Genomic DNA, 22,681 nt, shown 5'->3' on the forward strand with positions numbered 1-22,681 from the left:
GTAGAATTTTGCAATATACATGCTGATATTCTATAAAGCATCAACGCTTTGATCCCCAGCTACCTTTTAAAGATATTAAGACTGATATTCAAGAGACAACACTGCTAAATATACGGAATTTTACCAGTTCCACATAACTGGATTGTCATCAAGATGGTCGGTTACAATGCGCCCGATCGCATCTATTTCGGCAATTTCATCGGCAGAAAGTTTCAGATTGCCTGCTAGGGCGTTGTCTATTGCTTGTTGGGGATAACGCGCACCTGCGACCGCATTGGTTTGAGGTTGAGCAATTAACCAAGCTAACACCAACTGAGCCAATGTAGAATTATGTCGCTTAGCGATCGGACGTAATTTTTCTAAAGCTTTTTGGGCGCGTTCAAAATTTTCGCCTTGAAACAGTTTATTCTTAGCACAGTTATCTTCTGGATCAAATTTCTGATCGGCAGCAAATTTTCCTCCCACCAGTCCAGCATTGCTTGTTCCCTTTAGCACCCAATTTCAATTACTGTACCGTATTTGCTGTGCTGTTTCTTAAACCCTTTGCCAGCAAGTCTTTCAAGGCTTAACGGGAAAAGTCAGATCGCCTGCCAGCTAAAAATACATGGCATCCACTTGCAGATGTGGTTTCTGTGCCAGGAACATCTTGGTCAGGTCGAATTATTTGCTTTGTGACTAATCCAGTTGAATGTACATTGCTTGCCCGTTGGGATATTGGCTACAAAAACTCTTGGTTGATTCTGACTGACCTTGAGCCAACGCGCGCATCTGCACTCTGGTAAGGTTTACGTCCTTCTACAGAATGTGTTTATCGGGATGTGAAATCTGATGGTTGGGATTGGCATCATACTCGTTTGCTTGACCCACAACGTGCTGAACGTTTGTGGTTAGCTATCGCTGTTGCCACACTTTGGATGGTGATGCTAGGGCAGGGCTGATTCATTCGATCTCTTAGAGATTTTGTCAAGAGTATGAATCAGAAATTTGCTTGAGTGGGAAAAAGAAAAACTACCACCTCAACCAGCAAATTTAAGTGCGTTCACCATTTTCTTGCCCAATCAGATTTTTTAGTCACCTGCTTTTTTTGCTTGAAACGCTTGTAAATCAGCGCCTTTTAGGGAATGAAACAGCCCTGGATGCTAGGGGGCGAAGCTGAAAATCAATCTTCTCCCCCAAGTCTCGAACAACTTCCTGCTCAACATATTGTATTTTCTCGACCTTTTCACCTTCATCCTAACCGTCAGATTTCTTGTTTTCTGTTAGGCTTATTGACCTTGATTGCTGATTTACTCAACCATTTTCCTCTTCGTCTTCCGAGTTGGAGTGCTTTTCCTCATACTCCTGCTAACGATTTCTATTGCTTCAATTCCTCCTAATTGTAAAAAACCTACACCTGTCAGATCGCGGACACCCCTTGAAGAAGTGGGCTTGCCGCCCCATTGGTGACTATTGACGTGTCAATATGCCCATACACAATATTTCACAAATCATTTCAGATTGCTATACAAACGGAAACAATTAATTATGATTGTTCTGCCTGTAAGCCAAAGTAGGTAAGAACAAGTTCAGTTGCACCATTATTAATCACTTCATGAACTTCTCCTGGTTCTACCGCTACGCAGTTACCTGGAACTAGGGGATATTCTTGACTATCAATACGAATTACTCCCGCACCAGTTTCCACAAAGAATACTTCAAACATATCTTGATGGGCATGTGGTATTGCTGTTTGTCCAGGGGCAAAACGTGCTTGAGAAAAGTTGGTCAGGTGAGGTAAATCGCCACAGCGTAACATCACCTTTTTGGTAATTTCCCTATTGTGAGAACTGACTCTTCTGGTAATTCATTGAGGGAAGTAGTAATCATACCAAATTAAGATTCGATTTATTGTTTGAGAATTACGAATTACGTTAGCGCAGCGTAGCTTGCTTCCCCGCAGGGGTACGCTTAGAGCGACGCAGGAGCGTCATTACGAATTACGAATTACGAATTACTATCATTCTGGTCGCAAATCGTTAGATAATTCCACAATCCCCCTAGAGCCATCAATCCGTACCCGCTGACCATCTTGTAATAGCCATGTTGCACCTCTGACATCCATGACAGCGGGAATGCCGTACTCACGAGCGACGATCGCACCGTGAGAAAGTCGTCCACCAGCCTCAGCGATGATGCCTCCAGCCCTGACTAATAAAGGGGCCCAACCAGAATCTGTATAAGGTACTACTAAGATTGTCTCGCGGCCAATCTCTGGCAAGTCTTGTAAATTTCGCACCACTTTGATCCGTCCTTCAGCTTGTCCGTGGCTAGCGGGAATACCCTGTAAAAATTGGTCAGCATAGAGTTCTGAGGGAGCTAGGGGATGAGGCGGTGTATTGCCATAGACTAAAATGGGAATTTGAGAAATTTGACTATCTTGAATAAATTGCGATCGCCTTGATTGCACTAATTCCCATAAACCGTCTTTTAATTCAGCATCAGACTCTGCAACTAAACGCCGCACTTCATCCAACTCTAGAAAAAAGATATCTCCAGTTTCTTTAAGTAAACTAGACTGCAACCAAATCTTTTCTAAAGCCACAAATCTCCAGCGCAACTCAGCTAATAGCCTAGAATAAACTTCGGTGACTCGTCCTTTGATGTCTACACGTCTTTGCACCATTCCCCGCTGGCGTTTTCCTGATAAAGCCCGATTTATTGGGTCTATACCGCCTGTCTGGGGTTGGTTCCCCTGAATCAACTGTACAAACAATTGCTTGATTGGCTGGGGGTCTTCCTTCCAAGTAGGAACGGCAATATTAGTGCCGACATCACTTAAATAACCGTAATCTTCTAAAAGTTCGTTAAATTCATACAAAATCTTTTCTCCTTCTGGGCTTTGCGCCAATTGCTCAAACACTTGATCTGGTTCACACTCAGGTAATAATTGTTTGGCTTGTGCGGCTACAGCACTCAGCGATCGCAATGCTGCTACTTCTGGAGTAACACTATTATCAATTTTTCCATCTTTGACGCGAAAAATGGCTTGTCTGAGGGCTGCACTCAATGGAGCTAAAATGCTGTAGTAAGTCCCACGATGCAATAATTCCAAAGTGAAATCTACCCTTTCTAATATTTGGGGTGGTTCTAGTTCATCTATCGATTCGTGAGCTAATTGCGACAGACCTGGAATAAATAGATTGCTGTAGTCTTGTTTAAAGTCTTTTTCTAAATTCATTTCTTGCCGCAATAGCCGCAGCAATCCTGGTAAATTCTGCAAAGTAGACTTTAACGGCGGTTTACTTAATTTTGCTCCTCTAGTTAAAAATTCCAAACTTTCCGGCGGTAATCCCATCCGCAGGAAAATTTCACCTAAAAGCGATGCACTAAAATAAGCTCTGGAATAATGTAATGTCGCCGTTTCTGTAAAATCTAACCCAAAAGCGCGATCGCCTAAAACAACACTAAAAATATCTCCCCAAACTCCACAAGTTAAAGGACGATTAATCGACCAAGTCAAGGGGTGAACTACGCCAGGAATCACTTCAGCGGCAATTTTCCGTGTCCAGATGGGTAGCAAGGTAGTAATTGGTCTAGATTGCAATACCCAAAGCGTTTGACCGTCGTAACTCCATTCAATGTCTTGGGGAATACCATGATATCGTCTTTCGAGGCGGCGGGCTAAATGTGCCACTTGTTTGATAATTGCTTGTGGTATTTGCCCTGTACCTTCTAATTGCACAGATGATATTTTCTCGGTTTCGACAACAAAAGCGCGATATTGTTCTGGGGTAACGTGTCCAGAAACAACTTGAGTGGGGCTACCTGGAAGGGCTTCAATGACAATCGCATCGCCCTGCTGAGTAATGGGATCACGAGTAAAAGCTACTCCCGAATAGACACTCTGGACTTGTTGTTGCACGAGTACAGCCATTGCTGTATCTATTAAACTGCGATCGCGACGATATTGTACCGCAGATGGATGATTGTAAGAATCTCGAACTTGGGCGATCGCATCTTGTAATTGCTGTTTACTGGTAACGCTCAAAATTGTTTCATATTGTCCAGCAGCGGAAGCTTGTTCCGAGTCTTCCCCAATAGCAGAAGAACGCACCACCAAAGGAGATAAATCCGAAGGCTGGAGAATGTCAATCAATTCTTGGGGATCATCAACTGGAGAAACTACCCATCCCTTTGGTACTGGGTAGCCCCATCGCTTAATTTGAGCTAGTGTGGCGGCTTTTTGACCGATTAAGGCAGGATCTAACTCTTCATCTAAAGTCAGGATAGAGCGATCGCCGCGTAAATATTCAAATGTTGCTTGTGAGTCTGTGGCTGCGTCTTGGGCTGGTAGATTTAAATCATCACGAATTTGTGTATAAATCCACCCTATTAAGACAGCTAAGGCAATAGCAGCAAGTATTCTGGGAAAATCGTCAGCGTGCAGGATAATCACAAACAAAGGAAATAGAAATAAGACTCCATATTTTACCAGCCGTTTGGATTGCAGGACTGTGAAGCTGATCAGTGCAAAAAAACTGACGAATGCCGCTACCAGTGGATCATGTACCACAAATCCCCAGACGACATTTGTTGTACCTGCTCCTTTGGCAATCCAGTATCTACCAAGCACTAAGGCAATTAAAGCTACTATTTCCCAAGGCGAACCGTTAGGAAAAAAAGCACGGGAGATGAAAACTGCCGCGATTCCTTTTAAAGCCTCTGATAATACTGCCAAAACTCCTACCAGTGTGCCACCGTGGTAAAAAGCGGCGGAGACACTGATATTTCCCGTACCAATTTTTGCCAATTGCTTCCGCTTCAGGGCGTAGGTAATCCAGGCAATTAGCGGTAAGCTGCCCAAGAGAGGGCAGGCAATTAAAATAACTAAAGCACCCCAAAGTTCAATCATTGTAGATTTTAGAACCACTGCATTGCTTTGATTCCCAAAGTTGTAGCAAGTGGCGTGATTTTAGATTCATCTTCCACCTAAAATCTCAAATCTCAAATTCTAAAAGTTTTCTGAAATTTTTTGATGGTTGTGAGGGCGCTTTTATTTACGCTACGCGAGTCAGTTGTCAGTTGTCAGTTGTCAGTTGTCAGTTGTCAGTTGTCAGTTGGTTTTTGATCTGGTTTAATACCTTATCCCCTTTGGGGTGGTCTTAAAAATATTTTTGCTACTGACTACTAACCACTGGCGGTAGAGTTTTTATTTAGTGGCTTGATGGACACTTAGCTTATGCGGAAACCGTTTTTGCCAGTGTCCCTCTAAAGCTACTAATGGTTTTAGTTTAGCGCGTAAGCGGCTTGTAGTGCCCAAATAATCAGTGCAGCAATAGATCCCAACAGCAACACGGTAGAGATAGTGACTACTTTTGGGGAATCTGCACCCTTAAATTTCATAATGCCTCGATTTAAGTCGGACATAGCTTCCTAATCCTCCTCTGTTACAGGGCTAATTTGTCCGTTTTGATTGTAGTCCTTCTATTTGCATATAGAGCGAAATTCCTGATTATATTTTGTTTAAGCTTTGCAAAAATTACATGCTTAAATTTGCTTATTGTTCCAGACATACTATCTATATTTATACAAGTGTGCAACTCACCCTAAGTTATATTCATTTGCTGATGTGGTAGATAAATTACCGTAAATTCACTGAATGTGCGAACATCTATTTGCTAGTTAATTACAGTTTAAGAACTATAGTATAGTTCACAACTTAATTTTTAGTTAAATTTTTCCAAATTATGGGAGTTTTAGCGGGTGAGAGTAGCACTGATTGCAATTTTGGCAGTGGTTATTGGCTTGTTATTGGCAATAGAGGTAGGACTGCGATCGCTATTTGGTTTTGGTAATCCCTTGATTTACATTGGCGATCAACAAATTGGTTATTTATTAGCCCCTAACCAGCGCACCCGTCGTTTTGGTAATCGCATTGAGATTAACGAATATTCTATGCGGAGTGCGGCAATCTCGAAAACGCCTGCACCTTCTACATTGCGAGTGCTGCTTTTAGGAGATTCTATATTGAATGGTGGTTGGTGGACAGATCAAACAAATACAATTTCTAGCCTGATGATGCGTGATTTAGCGTCAGTTAGAGCTGATAATTATCAGGAAGTAGAAGTATTAAATGCTTCAGCTAACTCCTGGGGGCCAAGAAATCAATTAGCTTATTTACAGAAGTTTGGTCATTTTAACGCTCAGGCGGTGGTGTTATTAATTAACACTGATGATTTATTTGCGACTGCTCCCACAGCTTTACCAGTAGGGCGCGATCGCAACTATCCAGATACTAAACCTCCCCTGGCATTAGTGGAAGTTTGGCAGCGTTATGCCAAGCAGCAAAAGTCAATTCCCGAACTACAAGCCGTACAAAAAGAAGCAGGCGATCGCGTGGGGATTAATCTCGAAGCAATTAGTAAAATTCAAGCGCTAACTCGTCAAAACAACAGTAAGTTTCTGCTGGCTATGACTCCCTTACTGCGAGAAATTGGCGAACCAGGCCCCCGCGATTATGAAATTACAGCCCGTCAACGCTTAAAGGATTTTACCAACGCTCAACAAATTACTTATATTGATTTTTTACCTATATTTAATGCAAATACTAATGCACGCAGGTTATATCAAGACCACATACACCTCAATCTACAAGGAAATCAACTTGTAAGTGAAGTTATGAGGCGATCGCTTTTACAAATATTGAGTGAGTCTAATACTAATTCGTAATTCGTAATTCGTAATGACGCTCCTGCGTCGCTCTAAGCGTTCGTGTTAGCGTCTCGTAGAGAAGCTATGCCGCAGGATTTATGCTGCGCTAACGTAATTTGTAATTCGTAATTAAGAAACTCAGATTATATGGGGGTTTGGAGTTGGTCTAGTTGATTCATCTAGACTACCATAATTCCCCACACCGCTGAATTAGGTATAGGGAAGTAGGGTGTGAGATTAACCCGCACTTAAATTTGCAGTGATAATTTGTTGACCTCCAATGTTCTCTTCGTTAGTGGTATCAAAAGGTTCTGGAGTGTTAATATCAACGTTTGCATCATCATGAACAGAGTCATTTAAGTCATTGATATCTTCAGAAGTTGCTTGCTGCGAATTAGGATCAATTACGCTTGGATCAGAAGATTCATGGACTGATAAGTTAATAGGTTTACGTGACTCTTGAGTCATAGTTACCTCTTTATTCGACTAAATATAATTTAATACTTGACAGGTAGCAGTTTCCTCTAACAATTGATATATTCTTTGAAGCTAGGATGGTAGAAAAATTATTGCTGATTTTTTAATTTTCTCGAATCCAGAGTGCTAACCCTCCCCCACGACCACGAGCTGCAATGAAATTTTCATTCACTAGAAAGAAGGCAAAGAAGGGTAATTTAGCTATGGGTTGGTTGTAGAAATCCTCAGATTGAACTTTACCAGAGCGTATTGGTTTTTCATAAACTACCCGACTAAATAGACTTATGAGCATCTGGGTAAAATCAAACGCCAATAAATTTTTCTTGCCTAAATATTGTGCTGGCCCTGTGAGTTGCAACGATACTGAGCTTAATTGAACCTGATTCCCAATTTCACCTCTGCCTAAATCTTGTTCTAAAGCTGCAAAGGAAAGATAAATTGCTATAAATTTAGGTACATATAAACCCTTTCCTAATACAATTCCCCCACGCTCTCTAGCTTTTTTAGTACCAGTGGCAAAGCAAAGCCGCCATTTGCCTATAAGAGACTCAAAGCTATAAGTTAGCCGTTGCTGTTTGGCAGCTTTTTCTGCTTGTAGCAAGGCATTTACTAATATTTCGGGTTTAGGACGTGTGCTTACTTGTCCTTGAAATGCATTTTTAGCTTGGGATAGCACACTTACAAAATCAGGTATAGCTGTAGATGTCAAATCAGCCGTCATGAGGAATTAACTATATTTTCTGCTTTTCTGATAGATTGTAGCGTTCATCGCTCTGGTACTGTGTAGTGATGTTTGAACAGTGCGTAGGCGTAGCCCGTCGTAGACATCGCTTTATCCTAAAGTTAGTAATTTTTTTGGAAAATCTACCACTAGTCGCCGAGTTCTCAACCAAGGCAATCCTAATATAATTTCTCGGAATGTTCGGGAAATAATCTACCTCGACAAGGTTGGCGATGAGAATTCAGTTGAGTCATAACTAGTATTCTCTAAGTAATATCTATCAAATATATCATAATTGTAGTGTTTATTTAATTTATTTAGTGTCAAAAATTAGATAAAATTATGTCTTTTTATTAATAATTTTATTGATTATGTTGAAATAAATTTGAAAAATATATTGATTATATATAATATTTTTTTGCAATAAAATAAAATAGTAAGAAGATTAGGTATTAATTATTTATGTCCCGCCTAGTAATTAACTTTATAGCTAACTAATTAACAATTGTCAGTATTCTAACCTGACTTCAAAAATGTTCAATTTTTAACATCAACAAGTTCTGAAGTTGGAACATGGGGTTATATGCTTCTGATGTAGCAAAGGTATATTTCCATTAAGTTAATGTTCCAAATGCAAAAAAACATAGCACAATAAACTTACAAGCTTTATCTAAAATTTCATTTACTGGCAAATGAACTAATTGTCTTTTGGTGTGGTTTGGGTAGTGTGAATCTACAACTAGACTTGCTTACCTAATAGACATGGCGAGGTGACAATATGGATTCTAACAGACTCCTGAATTTATATGCAGCAGGAGAACGAGAATTTAATGGAATAAATCTGCATCAAATTAATCTTTGTGATGCTGACTTGAGTAATGCAAACTTTGCTGAAGCTGACTTGAGTGGAGCCGACCTCAGTCAAGCTAATTTAAGTGGATGTAACCTCAGTCGAGCCAATTTAACAGACGCAGACCTGAGTGGAGCTAATTTGCGTGGTGCAAATTTGAGTGAGGTAAACTTGATTGGTGCAGATTTGATTAGAGTTAACCTAGAGGAAACTAACCTGAGTCGTGCAGATTTGCGGAGTGCCAATTTAGTTATGGCAAACTTGTTTGGCGCAAACCTCAGTGAAGCAGAACTTAGTGGGGCTGATTTGAGAAATACCAATCTCAGAAAGGCTAACTTTATTGGTAGCAATATCAATGAAGCAGAACTTAGTGGCGCAGATTTCACAGAAGCAATGATCACAGAACAAGAGATCACTGGTGAAATATGGCATGTAGGCTTATCTCATAAATGGATAACTTGGGCTGGTGCTTATTAAATCAGTTATCAGTTATCAGTTATCTTGGTTGTTAACTGTTTACTGTTAAATGCATACACAATACTTAAGGGTACAACAACTGTTGTACCCCTACAAAAAACTAGCTTCTTTGACAGGTAGTTAAAGCTTAGTAGACCAATGGTGCCGCGCCACGCATTTGGCGTAAAGAATTTATACAAGCGGGACAGTCGCAGTTAAATAAAGTGACTGCCATGTCACTTTCTTCAACGTTGAACGCTAGCATAGGAACTTCATCGTTAGAAAATTCTATTTCGGTCTGATAGTTAGGAATTTGAGCCAATACAGAAGCTCTAGCACAAACTAAATTCGTTTTATGGTAGTTTTTAATGCAAGAGAATTTATCTATGGTATTTGCTTCTGGTTCTACGGCTTGTGCTTGATTTCCTATTACTCCCATAGAAAGAATAGAGCTAATTAGCACAGGTGTAGAAAGCAAACTAAGTATAATTTTGTTCATCTTTTTCCTTGTAAAATAATCCCGAATGCTTAGATTATCCGATTAAGTCTTACAGTTCAAGTGAATGCTCATCAGGAATATACTGATATGCATCAAATTTGCATAATTGACTTCCTAAGTGAAAGGGTATTACACAAAAACAAGAACCGCTACATTTTTTTAGGATGGGTCAATGCTGCTAAGAGTTCCAGAACGACTCCATTAGTCCAGCCGAAGCCAACTTCGTTGGAACTGTATCCAAAGCAGATTTCGTCGGAGACTTTAGCAGAACAGCGTTCTACGTCGTATTTCTCGACTAGATTACCGTGACGCTCGAATTCCTTAAAGACCATAGCTAAGAATTTATGGGCAATGCGATCGCCTTCGGTATGATATCCATAGCGGTGCAATCCTTGGACGGCAATTAATGTTAAAGGTGCCCAACCAAAGGGAGCATCCCACTGATTACCAGTAACGCGAGTACTTGTGAAGATTCCTCCTGGTGCTTCAAACAAGGAAAGATTTTCTACAACTCTTTGAGCTTGGCTTTGGGAGGCTAGTCCCATCCACAAAGGATAAAACGTGGTGGCAAATTCATAAGGGCGGCGATCGCCACTTTGCAGGTGATAGTCTAGATAAAGTCCCTTTTCTTCATCCCAGAGGCACTGATCAATGCGATCGCGGCGGATATCTGCACGATCGCGCCATTGTTTTGCTAATTGTGCATTCCCCAAAATCTCGTTAATTTGCATCAAGTCTTGCTCTGTTTGATAAAGCAAACTGTTAAGACATACAGGCGCGTAATGCAGAATATCAATACTGAAAGGCCCAAAGCGATTGGTAATATCAAAACCAGACTCACGCATGGTGCGATCGCCTTTGTAAAAAAGACTAGTCAGTTGGTCTTTGTCGCGTTTGTAGTAAAGATTGACATTATAATCTTCAACCTCAAAGGTTTTATAGTACTCCTTGACGCGATCATAATGGCTGCGTCCCTCCTCATCTCGCTCAGAGAACAAGACTTCTGGGGCAGGGCCTTCCCCAAAAGCATAGTATCGAGACAAACCCGTGGCAGCATTCAAGTGGGGCGGCACTACCCAGTAATAATAAAATTGTTCTAGTAGTGGTACAGCTGAACACAGCCATGCTTCATCCTTGGTATGCTGAAATAGCGCCAGCACCATCATGCTGAGTACAGGCGGCTGCGATCGCGACAACATGTAAGTCCGGTTGGAATTGAGGATCGTGCCGTAATGTTGCACTTGGTATAGTAACTGATCAACTTGGCTTTGAGCTAAATCCCATTCTTCATCTCGCAGTAGCCCCAGCAAAATAAAGTAACTGTCCCAACCATACATTTCATTAAAGCGACCACCAGGCACAACATAAGACCCCGGTAAATACAATAATCCATGCTCATGATCTTGAATAGCCTCGACTTCAGTTGGGAGAGTGCGAATTTCGATTTGTTGCATCTCGTCTGGAGAAAGTGATCGCTCCAAGATAGATTGAACGTTGGGACAGTCTTCTCGTGGTGAAATGTAAACTAGCCAAGGATTTCCCGGTTTATGTTCTAGCTTGGTATCCTTAGCAGATTGCAATAAATGTTCGTGCGATCGCATTAACGTTTTCCACGTTTTTTTGATGTGGGCTTGTACAGCGTTAATCTGCTCGGTACTGAATGGCAATGTTGTTTGAGTAGTCATAATTTGGATTCGGAATTTTTTTAAACGCAAAGGTACGCTAAGGTAATCGCAGAGGTACGCAGAGTTTTTCTGGCGTTCTCTCTGCGCCTCTGCGTGAGATAGATTTATCTTTTCACTCAGCACTATTAACTAACAGAGCAACTGGGAAATGAGCCAAGGCTGCACCGATAGCTAAAGTATCTGTAGTTTGTAAGGGTTGATTAGTTAAGATGTTTTTCCAACTGGGGGAAGTTCCTGGGGGTAATTGCAGGTGGGTATCTTGCCACACAGATTCACCTAGGGGATAGTCTTTGGGCTGGATAAGGCGCGTCAGAAAGCGAGGGACGATCGCGATCGCTGTTTGATTTTCTTGTCGCCGTGCAAAAGCAATAATGTGATTGGCGTGGGTTCCCTCAATTTTTAACGGTAGATAATCTCCATTTTGGAATAATTCCAGATATTCTGTTCTGGCTTTGAGGACTTGAGCCGTTAAAAATAGTTTGATTCTGCCATCAGTTTTATTTGTCAGCAATTCCTCAATTAATGCCAAAATACCGGTTTTAATTTGCTCTCGAATGTCGCTCAAATAGCCACGTCGCTGCTCAAAATCTACAGGACGGCGGTTATCTGGATCAACTAAACTCAATTCCCAAAGTTCTGTTCCTTGATAAAAGTCTGGCACACCGGGCGCTGTCGCTTTTAATAAAGTTTGGGAAAGGGAGTTAAAAATCCCGTAGTCGGCAATTCGCTGCTGAAAGGGTCGAAAAGCTGCTAAAAATTCTTCTGAGCTAGTGGGATCTAAGATTTTCTCAATAAAAGAGATACATGCCTCTTCATATTCATTATCAGGACGCAACCATGCTGTATGCACTTTCGCTTCTCGTATTGCTTTAATCATATAATCTTTGACGCGTTGGACAAAAGATGAATGTTCTTCTTCAGCAAAGGGAAAAGCCCCTACTAAAGTTTGATAGAGAAAATATTCATCATTGCGATCGGGCATGGCGAATTTGTGGCTGACACCGAAGGGATTAGCAGAGCGATCGCGGCGATGCTGTTGATTCAAATGGCTCCAAATATTTACTTGCTGTTCCCATTCTTCGGCCATTTCTGAAAGTACATTCAACCTAGCCCGCATATCTTCGCCACGCTTAGTATCATGGGTGGCTGTAGCATTCATCGTGTGAGGCCAGCTTGCTTGATGCTTTTGATTAAATTCATGGAACTGGTCTACAGAAATTCCAAAATGACTAGGATTACCTCCTACTTCATTTAGCGAAAGTAAACGGTTATAAACATACAGTGTGGTGTCTTCTACACCTTTAGCCATGAGGGGGCCGCTGTATTGCTGCATCCGTTGCACAAAATATACCCACTGTTCGCGTTCTGTTTGAGTTAAAGAGTCATCAAACTCTAGCAGCATCAACTTTTCAATAAAGGTCAATTCATGCTGCAACAAAGGTGTTTGCTCTCTAGCTTGGCGCATTACTTCTTGAATGCAGGCGCGATCGCTTTCTTGAATACCATCCGGGGTGATGTAGGTGCGATAAACAGGAAACAAAATCAAAACTTCTACGATCGCCCGTTTCAGTCCATTCAGAGTAAAATCATTGCCATAGCGATATTTGCTAGAAATATTTTTTAACAAAACGGCTAAATTATCAATGTCGCCTGCGAGATTTCTTTCTAATATCAGGTGCTTTTTATCTTTTACCAGCGATGGATAGTCAACTCTTGCACCAATAAATCCCTGATAAATATTATTAAACCATGATTCAGTTTCCGGTTGACAAAATACACCATTTACATAATTCAAAAAATCATATCCAGATGTGCCTTGAATTGGCCAACTTTCTGGTAAATCTTCATTGAGTTCTAAGATTTTTTCCACGGTGATATAAACATCACCCATCTTTTCTTGTAGTCGTTCTAAATACTGTATGGGGTTATAAAGCCCATCAATATGGTCAATCCGTAAACCCGTAAATTTGCCTGACTCAACTAACTTGTGAATCAGAGAATGAGTGTTATTAAAAACGCGCAAATCTTCAACTTTAACGGAAATCAGTTCGTTAACAGTAAAAAAGCGGCGGTAGTTCATTTCTTCAGCCCCAACCTTCCAGAAAGCGAGACGATAAAATTGGTCTCTTAATAATTCATCTAAAAGGTTAAAGCTATCGGAATTACCCACCTCTCCATTGAAGATTTTCAAATTTTCTTCAATAAATTCATAGATAGCATCATTTGTGGTGTAAAGTTCCCAAATTAATCCTTTGATAAATGCAATTTGGTCTTGTCGCTGTTTGCCCACAACTTCTGAGGGAACGTTTTTTAGAATGTAGAGAATCCCCAATAATTTGATGAAATCAGGGTGATTCCGTCCTAAACTACGGGTGATTTTGCCCAAATTATGAGTGAGAAATTTTGTGTAAGATTCTAAGCGTAGTGGCAGCTTCAAACTGTAATAATTTACAGAGATACCATTCTGTGCATATTGCAGTTGAATATGTCCGTTTTCTAAAGATGCACCATAGAAATCTCCCAACAGAGGAGCCAAAATTCGCTCTTGGCGATCGCCAAACGGAGCATTCCAGCCGAGATCAAAATAGTCGGTATAGCTAGAATCTGGGCCATGTTCTAATACATCCATTAAGTAGTGGTTTTCGCTACTATATGCCATGTGGTTAGGTACAATGTCTTGCAACCAGCCCATACCGAAAGATTGGAGTTCACTAACTAATGCTTCAAAATCTTCGGTACTTCCCAATTGGGGATTGAGTTGAGCCGCATCTACAACATCGTAGCCATGCGTACTCCCAGAGCGAGCCTGAAAAATAGGGGAAGCATACAAATCAGAAATACCCAAGTCTGCTAGATAAGATGCGATCGCTTGGGCATTTTCAAAGCCAAACTCAGGTGTGAATTGAATCCGATAAGTGGCGGTGGGAATTCGCATGTGTTTTTTTATGGAAGTAGAAGTCAGGAATTGAAAGTTTGAAGTTCTAAGCTTGAACTTTGAACCTTTGGGGTCGAAACTTGAAGCTCTGAGGTCGGAACTTGAACCTTTGAGGTCGGAACTTGAACCTCTGAGGTCGGAACTTGAACCTTTGAGGTCGAAACTTGAAGCTCTGAGGTCGGAACTTGAAGCTCTGAGGTCGGAACTTGAAGCTCTGAGGTTGAAACTTGAAGCTCTGAGGTCGGAACTTGAAGCTCTGAGGTCGGAACTTGAAGCTCTGAGGTTGAAACTTGAAGCTCTGAGGTTGAAACTTGAACCTTTGATGGTTAGAGCTTGAGCCTTGAACCCTCCCACAGCGCTGTCTCACCATGCTTGGCTCAATTAAAAATTAAATTGATTTAATTTTTAATTTTTAATTTTTAATTTTTAATTCCCATAAGGAATGCCCAATTTTCATTTCCCTTCATACAGCACTATACTCGTAGGTTGCAGTCTTAATTCTTCCCCCGCAGACAAATACTCTGGTGCTTGAGAGCCTGGCCCGTTCCATGACATATCCGCAGAATCTAATAATTTTTGAGCATCATGCAGAATTGGCAAAGTTGTTATCACTGGTGAAGAATTGAAATTCATCGCAAATACTAATTCAGTTGATTCGCACCAACGACGCACAATTACTAACTGCTTATCTTCATCGCTAGTCGCGTGGATGCTGTTACGGTCTTGATTGAGTAGTACTGGATGGGACTTGCGTAAATTAATTAACTGGCGATGCCAATCTAGTAATACCTTGTGCTGACCTTCGTTGCGTAATTGCCAATTTAATTTACAACGTAAAAAGGTTTCTGCGGATTCGGGATCTGGTGGATCTTCGTCGTAGTGAAATGCGGCAAATTCTTCTTTACGTCCGGCTCTAACGGCTTGAATTAAATCAAAATCGGAATGACTGACAAAGTACATAAAGGGTGCAGTTTCACCGTATTCTTCCCCCATGAACAATAGCGGTAAGTAAGGTGACAACAGCACAGCACCCGCGGCTAACTTCAACCCTTCAAATGATAGACGTTGCCAAAGGCGATCGCCTTTCATTTGATTGCCGATTTGATCGTGATTTTGGATGCATATCACAAACTGTGATAAAGGGCGATCGCGGCAGGTAATACCATGAAAGCGCTTGCGGTGGGGGGCATATTTCCAATCGTAGACAAAGGTATCTTGATATGCTTTGGCTAAATCAGCACATTGCCCATAGTCTTCATAATATCCCTGGCGATCGCCTGTTAACAGGGCGTGCAGTGAATGGTGAAAATCATCACTCCACTGGGCATCAATCCCGTAGCCTCCCAATTCTGGCGGCCGAATAATTTGGGGGTTATTCAAATCACTTTCGGCAATTAGATGACGTTTCCATGTTTGTCCTTGTGAAAAACTATGAACTGCTTCGGCTAGTTCCCACAAAAAATGCTTGGCTCCCAGGTCATAAATTGCTTGAATAGCATCAAGGCGTAATGCATCAATGTGAAATTCTCGCAACCAATACAGCGCATTCTCAATGAAATAGTTTCGCACACCCTGACTCAGGGCATCATCGAAATTCAGCGCATTGCCCCAGGGCGTTTTATAGGTTTTGGTAAAGTAAGGAGCAAACTGACCCGTGTAATTACCTTCTGGCCCAAAGTGGTTGTACACCACATCCAGCACTACAGCAATACCATGTTCATGGCAGGCATTCACTAGTTGCTTGAGGTCGGCCGGGCTGCCGTAAGAATTTTGCACAGCAAAGGGGTAAACACCGTCATAGCCCCAGTTGCGGTAAGCTAGGCTAGCTTCAATATGGGTGTCTCCCGGAAACTGGGAGATGGGCATAATTTCAATAGCATTAATTCCCAATTCCCTCAAATCTGCCAAACGGGGAATAATTGCGGTGAAATTTCCTTCTGGCGTAAATGTCCCAACGTGAAGTTCATAGAAAATCATTGATTCTAGTGAAATACCAGTCCACGCTGTATCTGTCCACTCGAAGTGATGATCGACAACTTGAGAAGGCCCATGCACTCCTTCTGGTTGATATTGTGAAGCAGGATCAGCAAAGGCATTTTCATCATTAACAACATATTTGTAAAGCGTGCCGGGATACACATCACTCACTTTTGCTTGCCAGTATCCCTCTGCTTGAGGTTTGAGGGGAATGACTTGCTGTTCTGGCGTTAAAATTTGCACAGCAACGCTATTTAAGGTTGGAGACCAAACTGTAAACTCGCACTCTCCGTTACCCAAGTAGTGAGCGCCAATTTTCATGCAGTTTCCTCCAATTAGATAATATGTTTTGCGAGATCATGGCATGACCGTAAAGGCGATCGCCTAGTGTTTACAAACACACCAGCTTGCATCATGGTGGTTCTACCAGACTATTCGCTAGCACCAGAAGGCGTATTTTTTTAATCTCATCGAGAGAACTTTCCTCACTGAGACATAGTTATGGCGCGACTCGTTGTTGATAGTACTTCTTCAAGGGTTCTAGACAATTAATTTTAATTAAGTTTAGAGATTTGAAAATTTATTATCTATTTTTACTGTTGTTTATCTTTCATATTTATTAATAAATTAAAACTTCATTTTTTTAAGCAATGCTTTAATACATGTTAAAAATTAAATATTTTTCTTGGCATATTACAGAATTTTTTTCATACATAAAAGAAACAAATATTAAATATAAAACTCAACATAAACTAGCGGCAGAGAATATTTTATAACTTTTTTAAAAAAGGTTTATGTATTTGGCTAATAAGCGTTTATAGCAGTTTGTAATGCTTTTATGATATACAAAAATAAAGACATAAGCCTTCACACATATAATGGTAAAACAAGTGCTATATTAAATTACAAATAGTTATTTTATTTACCAAAAGATACTAGATTTTTCTATGAAATAATTTACAATGTTTTGCAATATTTTCATAAGAGCTAATTTGTAAACTAAAGTAAAATACTTACTCTGTAAGAGTTTCAGTCATCTAGGTTAATACAGCACTTATTCGCTGAAACATAAACCTAGCAATGAATTGAGTCATCTTAAGATTTTCTTTACGAATCAGCTCTAAAGACTTTCTAAGGAATATTTATAATTATGCAACAAAGACAATAAAATAAAAAAATATATTACAGATATCAAAAAAATAACTCTAATAAGGCTGTATCTAACCTTACTAGAATTTTATTTTGATAATGTAGAATTGAAAGCCCAATCACTAAAACTAAAACAGCTTTTTGCTTCTGCTCTGACGTTGCCTCTAGATAGAGGAAAAGTTTGTAATATATACAATTACCATTTTGAAATATTTGAAAATTAGCAGTCTAAAATTACTGAAATAAATAATTGACATCTTCTAGCTTTTGAAGTCCTCTTTCTTTAAGAAAAGTATTATCACTTAATCTTTCAGCATTTTTAAATATCCATTTATCATCTTGAAAAACATATGTAGCTTTAATATAAGTATCGGTAATAACTTCTTCCTTTACCTTCCAATTTAGATAATACTTAACGATTCCTATATATGGAGAAACTATTGAATCACTTTTTTGAATATCGTAAAGATTTTTTCCACTATACTCAGCTTTGACAAAACTTAAGCCTGGATCTTTTGACGGTTGTTTTTTTATATTTTTGTTTAAAGTTTCAATATCTTCCTTGATTTTAAAATTAAAACTATTTTTTATGTCTTCTACTGTATTAACAGGCTTTTGCTCAATCAATGTAGATATATCATTAGTGTTTTTTTGTCCGCATCCTGAAATTAATTGATAACAAAATACAATAACAACAAATTTTAAACTCTTTTTCATAATTTTCTAAAGTATTAAAAATATATAGTATTCAATTTTTAATATAAGCTTTTGATTGACTAACATGAATTGAGAATTATACTTAAAAATATTTATACTTAATTTTTTAAAGCAGTAAATATACGTAATTTTTACTGCTTATTTATATTATTCAGTAGAATTTATAAATTAAAATAGTTTAGTTCTGAAGAAACCTAGTAAATGGGGATGGCAGTCTCATTGCTAGCTGGTAATAGTGTCCCTTTCACACAATACAAATTGTTCAAAATTGTATATGTTATGGCAGACACCTTAGTTAGATGGGTATAACTTTTTAACTATTTCTAAGTGCTAACTCTGTTGTTTGTAGAAATTGTTCTAGTTACCTTTGAGATACCGCTAGGAATATCCCACATATAGCAGGTTTGAAAAACCGCTTATCAACAACGTTCTCCCAGGAGATATTCAAATGAGTCAACAGTTACGTAGAAACATCTTGGCGGTCATCGTAGTTCCGATGTTTGTTTTAGTTTTTTCAAAAGCTCTTAACGATAAAGCGTATATAGAAATGTTTGGTTGTTTCACAAATATTGTTGCCATCATTTACAAAGACTGGGAAAACTCCCCTACGCAGAAAAAGTTACCAAAAGAGTCTGATAAAAAGGTTAAAAACAGTTGAGTGTACTAGGGAGAGCGATATCTATTAAGTTAAATATCGCTTTGTAGACTTAGAACGAACTAAAGACGAGTGAGTACATCACTCGTTTTTTTTATTTCTCACCGAATCTGGTATCCGCTTTACCGCTTCACCAATAATTTCAATCGCCCTTGAAACGGCAAACACTTTCTCTAAATTTTGTGAAAATGCTTCAAATTCAGTGTCTGTTGTAAACTGCTCAATGGCAGCAACAGAATCCAAAATATCCTGTAAATAGTCCTCCACTTGGCGCTTGATCACAGGTAAACCACCTCTGCCAAAATTCGCTCTCCAATGCGAGGCTTCAAACCAGACTTATGAACCAGATCGACTTTGACCCCTAAATTATCACTGAGATAGTTCTCTAAATTGACAAACTTCAACAGGCTTGGTGTTTCAGAAAACTCCACAAGCACATCCACATCACTGGTTTCTGTCTGCTCTTGCCTGATATAAGAGCCAAAAATCCCTAGTTCCCTGACCTGATAACGTTCCTTCAACATGGATTTGTTTAGCACAAACCATTGCTTAATTTCCTCCAGGGTTTTCATACCTCCAATCTCCCTTTAGTATAATCACACTGCATAATCTAGCTTACCCTGTACTGTTCAGAAGCTGGATGGAGTATTAATAGACACTTAAGTCCTTCTATTTTCTACTGGATTTAGTAGACAATCTGGCAGGTACTCAACTTAAATTTAGAACAAAAGGTGCGATCGCCGACCACCAAAACTGCACATCAATTTATCAAGAATGAAAAAGGCTGTTACTTGCCTATGGAATGAGGGAAGTCAATTTATGCGATCGCGGCCGATTGCAACTTAATTCAAGGTAAAATAAACAACAGTTTTTCAAACAAGTTCAATCTGCTGTATAAACCCTTTGCTTTCTGTTGAGAAGTTGGTAAAAATGGCTTTATGCTTTTTGCTTCTACTGTGTGCTTGTTTAATCTCTGGCTATTTATTTTTGAAAAAAAATAATGACGAAATTTCGCATTTAGTGGCTGTATTCGCATCGCTCAGCCTGATTTTGGGCATATTTCTAGCTCCTTGGCAAATCCTATTTTTACTATTAATTCCTATCTTGCTCAGTACAAGTTATGAATACTACACAAATAAGCTAGTCAGCAAAAAAATAGAATATCCACAACAGCCAGTTCAGAAATTTGAACCGAATTCTAACTTGATTTACCGTGGTGTTTCTTATTGTTCTGACTCCAAATCCCACTTATCTGGAGTAACTACAGCACCAGTCACGTATAAATTGAGCTTTAGGGGAAGTAGTTATTTTATTTGTGTTGATCCTAACGCCCAATCATCTGGAGTAACTACAGCACCAGTCACGCATAAATTGAGCTTTAGGGGAAGCACCTATTCTGTAAACAGAACTGTGCAGAGAGAAATTAAAGAGCAAAATAGTTAATCCTCTTAAGATTACTGTCCTTTACAGCCGCTTACCCCTTGATGTTGTATCTCTTTTTTCGTCGTCAGAGCAATCGCGGCGAACAGTTGCGTATTATACCGCAAAACTTAATTAAATTTTGGAACGTCTACACACGCCTCAATGCTTCTCGGTTGAAGGGGAAGGGGGAAAGCGAAAGAAAAAACCTTTAACCCTTCCCCTTTAACCTTTTCCCAAAACCCGATCCGAATTAAAAATACTTAAGCGAGAAGTATTGACACACGCCTAACCAAGCGAAATCGTTTAGGGCGTAGTGTGTCGATAAATAATTGACGAATAAATTTCCTGTAGAGATGGCAATTTATCGCGTCTCTCCAACCGTCAAAATCATTTTGACTACTGAGACAGTCGCCAAATCTTAACAATATTCTCAGCACTACCCCCACTGGCAATAGTCTGTGCATCTGGGCTGATGGCTACAGAATAAATGTAGCCAGAATCCTGTTTCAATGTGCGGATTTCTTGACCAGTTGCCGGATTCCATAGTTTAACTGTGTTGTCATTGCTACCGCTGGCTAGGGTTACACTATTTAAAATCTTGCTATAAGCGACGGAATTAACTTTATCAGAATGCTTTTTCAGAGTGCGAATTGTCTCTCCTGTCTTCAAATCCCAGAGTTTAATTGTCTTGTCTTTGCTACCACTGGCGAGGGTTTTACCATCAGGACTAAAGGCGACAGAAAGCACTAAATCCGAATGTCCTTCTAAAGTGCGGATTTGCTTTCCTGTCTCCAAATTCCATAGTTTGATTGTCTTATCCCAACTACCAGTAACCAGAGTCTTGCCATCTGGACTAAAGGCGATCGCCGCCACTGCTTTAGAATGTTCTTCTAGGGTGCGAATTTGCTTTCCTGTTTCCAGATTCCATAGTTTAATTGTCTTATCTAAACTACCGCTAGCTAGAGTCTTACCATCGGGACTAAAGGCAACGGCTGCAATTCCCTCATTATGTCCTGTCAAAGTCCTAATTTCTTCTGCGGTTGCCAGATTCCATAGTTTGATGGTTTTATCTTTACTCCCACTGGCTAAAATCTTGCCATCTGGACTAGAGGCAACAGCCCAAATCCAGCTAAAGTGACCTCTAAGGGTGTGGATTTCTTGTGCGGTTGCTAAATTCCACAGTTTGATTGTTTTATCATCGCTACCAGTGACAAGAATCTTACCATCTGGACTGAATGTGACAGAATTCACATCGCTGGAATGTCCCTTAAGAGTATTGGACTGATAAAAACTTTCTGAGGACTTAGGAGTAGTGAGTGGTGGAAAAAATTGTAAAGACCAAACTCCTCCTAATCCCAGCAGGGCAATGGCAGTATTTAGCAGTAGCTGTTTTTTAAACTTATCTTTGAGTTTGAATGGAACTAGTTTATGATTTGCTGTCGAGACTGTCAGTAAAGTTGCAGGTAATGGCAATAATGATGGCTGACTTGTCAAGTCTCTCATGACTTCATCGGCCGATTGGTAACGCTTTGAAATATCTGTTTTTAGTAGTTTATCCAGAACTTCACTCAGTTTTACCTTTAGGGCTACCCCATTTTTATGGGAATTATTCCAATATTGCTGCCAAGAATTAACCCAACCATAGCCTTGTTGCATCCACAATTGGGACGGGCGAATCCCAGTTAGCAAATGAAAACAAGTTGCACCCAAACTAAATAAATCACTGGCTGGGTAAGCTTTTCCGTCTTGCATTTGTTCGATTGGGGTATACCCATGTGAGCCAATAGTTGTGCCTAATTTAGTTTGTACTGTGGCTGTCAATTGCTTTGCAGATCCAAAATCAATTAGCACTAATCGCCCATCACTTTGACGGCGGATAATATTTTGTGGCTTAATGTCTCGATGAATCACGCCGCGATCGTGAATAAACTTGAGAACAGGTAGCAAATCTAGCAAAAGATCTAAAATTCGGCTTTCGCTGTACGTTTTTCCTTGTTGTAATTCTTGTAATAAATTCTGCCCATCGATAAACTGTTGCACCAAAAACAGGTAATTATCTTGCTCAAAGTAAGCTAATAGTGCAGGAATTTGGTCATGTTCTCCCAAATATTGCAATCGCTGAGCTTCTTCTTTAAATAACTCAACTGCCTTCTTCAAGGCTGAAGTTTCTTGAACTTTTGGTGCAAATTGCTTGACAACGCACCACTCATTGAGTTTATCTACATCTTCTGATAAGTATGTTCTGCCAAATCCACCTTCGTCAGATAGCACCTTAACAACACGATAATGACCCCTCAACAGTAGGATTAATGGTGTATTGCAACTCTGGCAATTTTGGTTGCTATCCTCATTCTGAGGATTGGGGCAATCGGGATTCAAACAGCAGATCATACTGGGAATCCATTTGCAATTTGGGTATATATGAATTTATGACGTATTAATCTTACT

At 39.8% G+C, this 22,681-nt stretch carries 19 protein-coding genes and 2 pseudogenes; 7 read left to right on the plus strand and 14 right to left on the minus strand.

Annotation, left to right across the window (positions count from 1 at the left end; all coding sequences use genetic code 11):
- Positions 1 to 120: 120 nt before the first annotated feature.
- A pseudogene (locus I8751_RS23660) lies at positions 121 to 471 on the minus strand (aldo/keto reductase); the annotation flags it as partial.
- A 161-nt stretch (positions 472 to 632) separates the two neighbouring features.
- On the opposite strand from I8751_RS23660, the gene I8751_RS23665 reads away from it, so the two are divergent.
- Complete coding sequence (locus I8751_RS23665) at positions 633 to 782, plus strand: hypothetical protein (protein WP_214441545.1); 150 nt, start codon at positions 633 to 635, stop codon at positions 780 to 782.
- A gap of 339 nt (positions 783 to 1,121) precedes the next feature.
- On the plus strand, positions 1,122 to 1,376 hold the full coding sequence (locus tag I8751_RS23670; RefSeq protein WP_214441546.1) for a hypothetical protein: 255 nt from the start codon (positions 1,122 to 1,124) through the stop codon (positions 1,374 to 1,376).
- A gap of 146 nt (positions 1,377 to 1,522) precedes the next feature.
- On the opposite strand, the pseudogene I8751_RS23675 reads toward I8751_RS23670, so the two are convergent.
- From I8751_RS23675 to I8751_RS23685, 3 genes and pseudogenes are all read right to left on the minus strand, one after another.
- A pseudogene (locus tag I8751_RS23675) lies at positions 1,523 to 1,866 on the minus strand (cupin domain-containing protein).
- 130 nt (positions 1,867 to 1,996) lie between these two features.
- On the minus strand, positions 1,997 to 4,891 hold the full coding sequence (locus tag I8751_RS23680) for a glycerol-3-phosphate acyltransferase (protein ID WP_214441547.1): 2,895 nt from the start codon (positions 4,889 to 4,891) through the stop codon (positions 1,997 to 1,999).
- 374 nt (positions 4,892 to 5,265) lie between these two features.
- A complete protein-coding gene (locus I8751_RS23685; protein ID WP_214441548.1) occupies positions 5,266 to 5,406 on the minus strand; it encodes a hypothetical protein in 141 nt (46 codons plus the stop codon).
- A 336-nt stretch (positions 5,407 to 5,742) separates the two neighbouring features.
- On the opposite strand from I8751_RS23685, the gene I8751_RS23690 reads away from it, so the two are divergent.
- Entirely contained in the window at positions 5,743 to 6,708 is a 966-nt protein-coding gene (locus I8751_RS23690) for an SGNH/GDSL hydrolase family protein (RefSeq protein ID WP_214441549.1), read from the plus strand.
- A 219-nt stretch (positions 6,709 to 6,927) separates the two neighbouring features.
- On the opposite strand, the gene I8751_RS23695 is transcribed toward I8751_RS23690, so the two are convergent.
- Both I8751_RS23695 and I8751_RS23700 read right to left on the minus strand, forming a co-directional pair.
- Positions 6,928 to 7,158: a hypothetical protein gene (locus tag I8751_RS23695; RefSeq protein WP_214441550.1), complete on the minus strand. Its 231-nt coding sequence runs from the start codon at positions 7,156 to 7,158 to the stop codon at positions 6,928 to 6,930.
- A 112-nt stretch (positions 7,159 to 7,270) separates the two neighbouring features.
- Complete coding sequence (locus I8751_RS23700; RefSeq protein WP_214441551.1) at positions 7,271 to 7,888, minus strand: hypothetical protein; 618 nt, start codon at positions 7,886 to 7,888, stop codon at positions 7,271 to 7,273.
- Between the two features lie 778 nt (positions 7,889 to 8,666).
- On the opposite strand from I8751_RS23700, the gene I8751_RS23705 reads away from it, so the two are divergent.
- The gene (locus tag I8751_RS23705; RefSeq protein WP_214441552.1) at positions 8,667 to 9,215 is read left to right on the plus strand and encodes a pentapeptide repeat-containing protein; all 549 of its coding nucleotides are present in this window, start codon (positions 8,667 to 8,669) and stop codon (positions 9,213 to 9,215) included.
- 127 nt (positions 9,216 to 9,342) lie between these two features.
- Here the strand turns inward: I8751_RS23705 and I8751_RS23710 are convergent, their stop codons facing one another.
- From I8751_RS23710 to treY, 3 genes are all read right to left on the minus strand, one after another.
- On the minus strand, positions 9,343 to 9,693 hold the full coding sequence (locus I8751_RS23710) for a hypothetical protein (protein WP_214441553.1): 351 nt from the start codon (positions 9,691 to 9,693) through the stop codon (positions 9,343 to 9,345).
- A gap of 149 nt (positions 9,694 to 9,842) precedes the next feature.
- A complete protein-coding gene (locus I8751_RS23715; RefSeq protein ID WP_214441554.1) occupies positions 9,843 to 11,378 on the minus strand; it encodes a trehalase family glycosidase in 1,536 nt (511 codons plus the stop codon).
- A gap of 112 nt (positions 11,379 to 11,490) precedes the next feature.
- A complete protein-coding gene (treY, locus tag I8751_RS23720) occupies positions 11,491 to 14,313 on the minus strand; it encodes a malto-oligosyltrehalose synthase (RefSeq protein ID WP_214441555.1) in 2,823 nt (940 codons plus the stop codon).
- Between the two features lie 52 nt (positions 14,314 to 14,365).
- On the opposite strand from treY, the gene I8751_RS23725 reads away from it, so the two are divergent.
- Complete coding sequence (locus tag I8751_RS23725) at positions 14,366 to 14,650, plus strand: coiled-coil domain-containing protein (RefSeq protein WP_214441556.1); 285 nt, start codon at positions 14,366 to 14,368, stop codon at positions 14,648 to 14,650.
- A gap of 116 nt (positions 14,651 to 14,766) precedes the next feature.
- On the opposite strand, the gene treZ is transcribed toward I8751_RS23725, so the two are convergent.
- Both treZ and I8751_RS23735 read right to left on the minus strand, forming a co-directional pair.
- On the minus strand, positions 14,767 to 16,611 hold the full coding sequence (gene treZ, locus I8751_RS23730) for a malto-oligosyltrehalose trehalohydrolase (protein ID WP_214441557.1): 1,845 nt from the start codon (positions 16,609 to 16,611) through the stop codon (positions 14,767 to 14,769).
- Positions 16,612 to 17,673: 1,062 nt separating this feature from the next.
- The gene (locus I8751_RS23735) at positions 17,674 to 18,156 is read right to left on the minus strand and encodes a DNA/RNA helicase domain-containing protein (RefSeq protein ID WP_214441558.1); all 483 of its coding nucleotides are present in this window, start codon (positions 18,154 to 18,156) and stop codon (positions 17,674 to 17,676) included.
- 448 nt (positions 18,157 to 18,604) lie between these two features.
- Between I8751_RS23735 and I8751_RS23740 the strand changes: the two genes are divergently transcribed.
- Positions 18,605 to 18,814, plus strand: coding sequence for a hypothetical protein (locus I8751_RS23740; protein ID WP_214441559.1), 210 nt, complete (start codon positions 18,605 to 18,607; stop codon positions 18,812 to 18,814).
- A 78-nt stretch (positions 18,815 to 18,892) separates the two neighbouring features.
- Here I8751_RS23740 and I8751_RS23745 read toward each other — a convergent pair whose 3' ends face one another.
- Both I8751_RS23745 and I8751_RS23750 read right to left on the minus strand, forming a co-directional pair.
- Complete coding sequence (locus I8751_RS23745) at positions 18,893 to 19,093, minus strand: HepT-like ribonuclease domain-containing protein (protein WP_318780362.1); 201 nt, start codon at positions 19,091 to 19,093, stop codon at positions 18,893 to 18,895.
- Positions 19,090 to 19,383: a nucleotidyltransferase family protein gene (locus I8751_RS23750; protein ID WP_214441560.1), complete on the minus strand. Its 294-nt coding sequence runs from the start codon at positions 19,381 to 19,383 to the stop codon at positions 19,090 to 19,092. The genes I8751_RS23745 and I8751_RS23750 overlap by 4 nt, the downstream gene beginning before the upstream one ends.
- A 415-nt stretch (positions 19,384 to 19,798) precedes the next feature.
- Here I8751_RS23750 and I8751_RS23755 point away from each other — a divergent pair, with 415 nt between their 5' ends.
- Complete coding sequence (locus I8751_RS23755; RefSeq protein WP_214441561.1) at positions 19,799 to 20,254, plus strand: DUF4278 domain-containing protein; 456 nt, start codon at positions 19,799 to 19,801, stop codon at positions 20,252 to 20,254.
- A 375-nt stretch (positions 20,255 to 20,629) separates the two neighbouring features.
- On the opposite strand, the gene I8751_RS23760 is transcribed toward I8751_RS23755, so the two are convergent.
- Positions 20,630 to 22,624 (minus strand): serine/threonine-protein kinase, encoded by a 1,995-nt coding sequence (locus I8751_RS23760; protein WP_214441562.1) that lies wholly within the window; start codon positions 22,622 to 22,624, stop codon positions 20,630 to 20,632.
- Positions 22,625 to 22,681 lie beyond the last annotated feature (57 nt).

This window comes from Atlanticothrix silvestris CENA357, from assembly GCF_016056295.1.
Classification (GTDB): Bacteria; Cyanobacteriota; Cyanobacteriia; order Cyanobacteriales; family Nostocaceae; genus Atlanticothrix; species Atlanticothrix silvestris.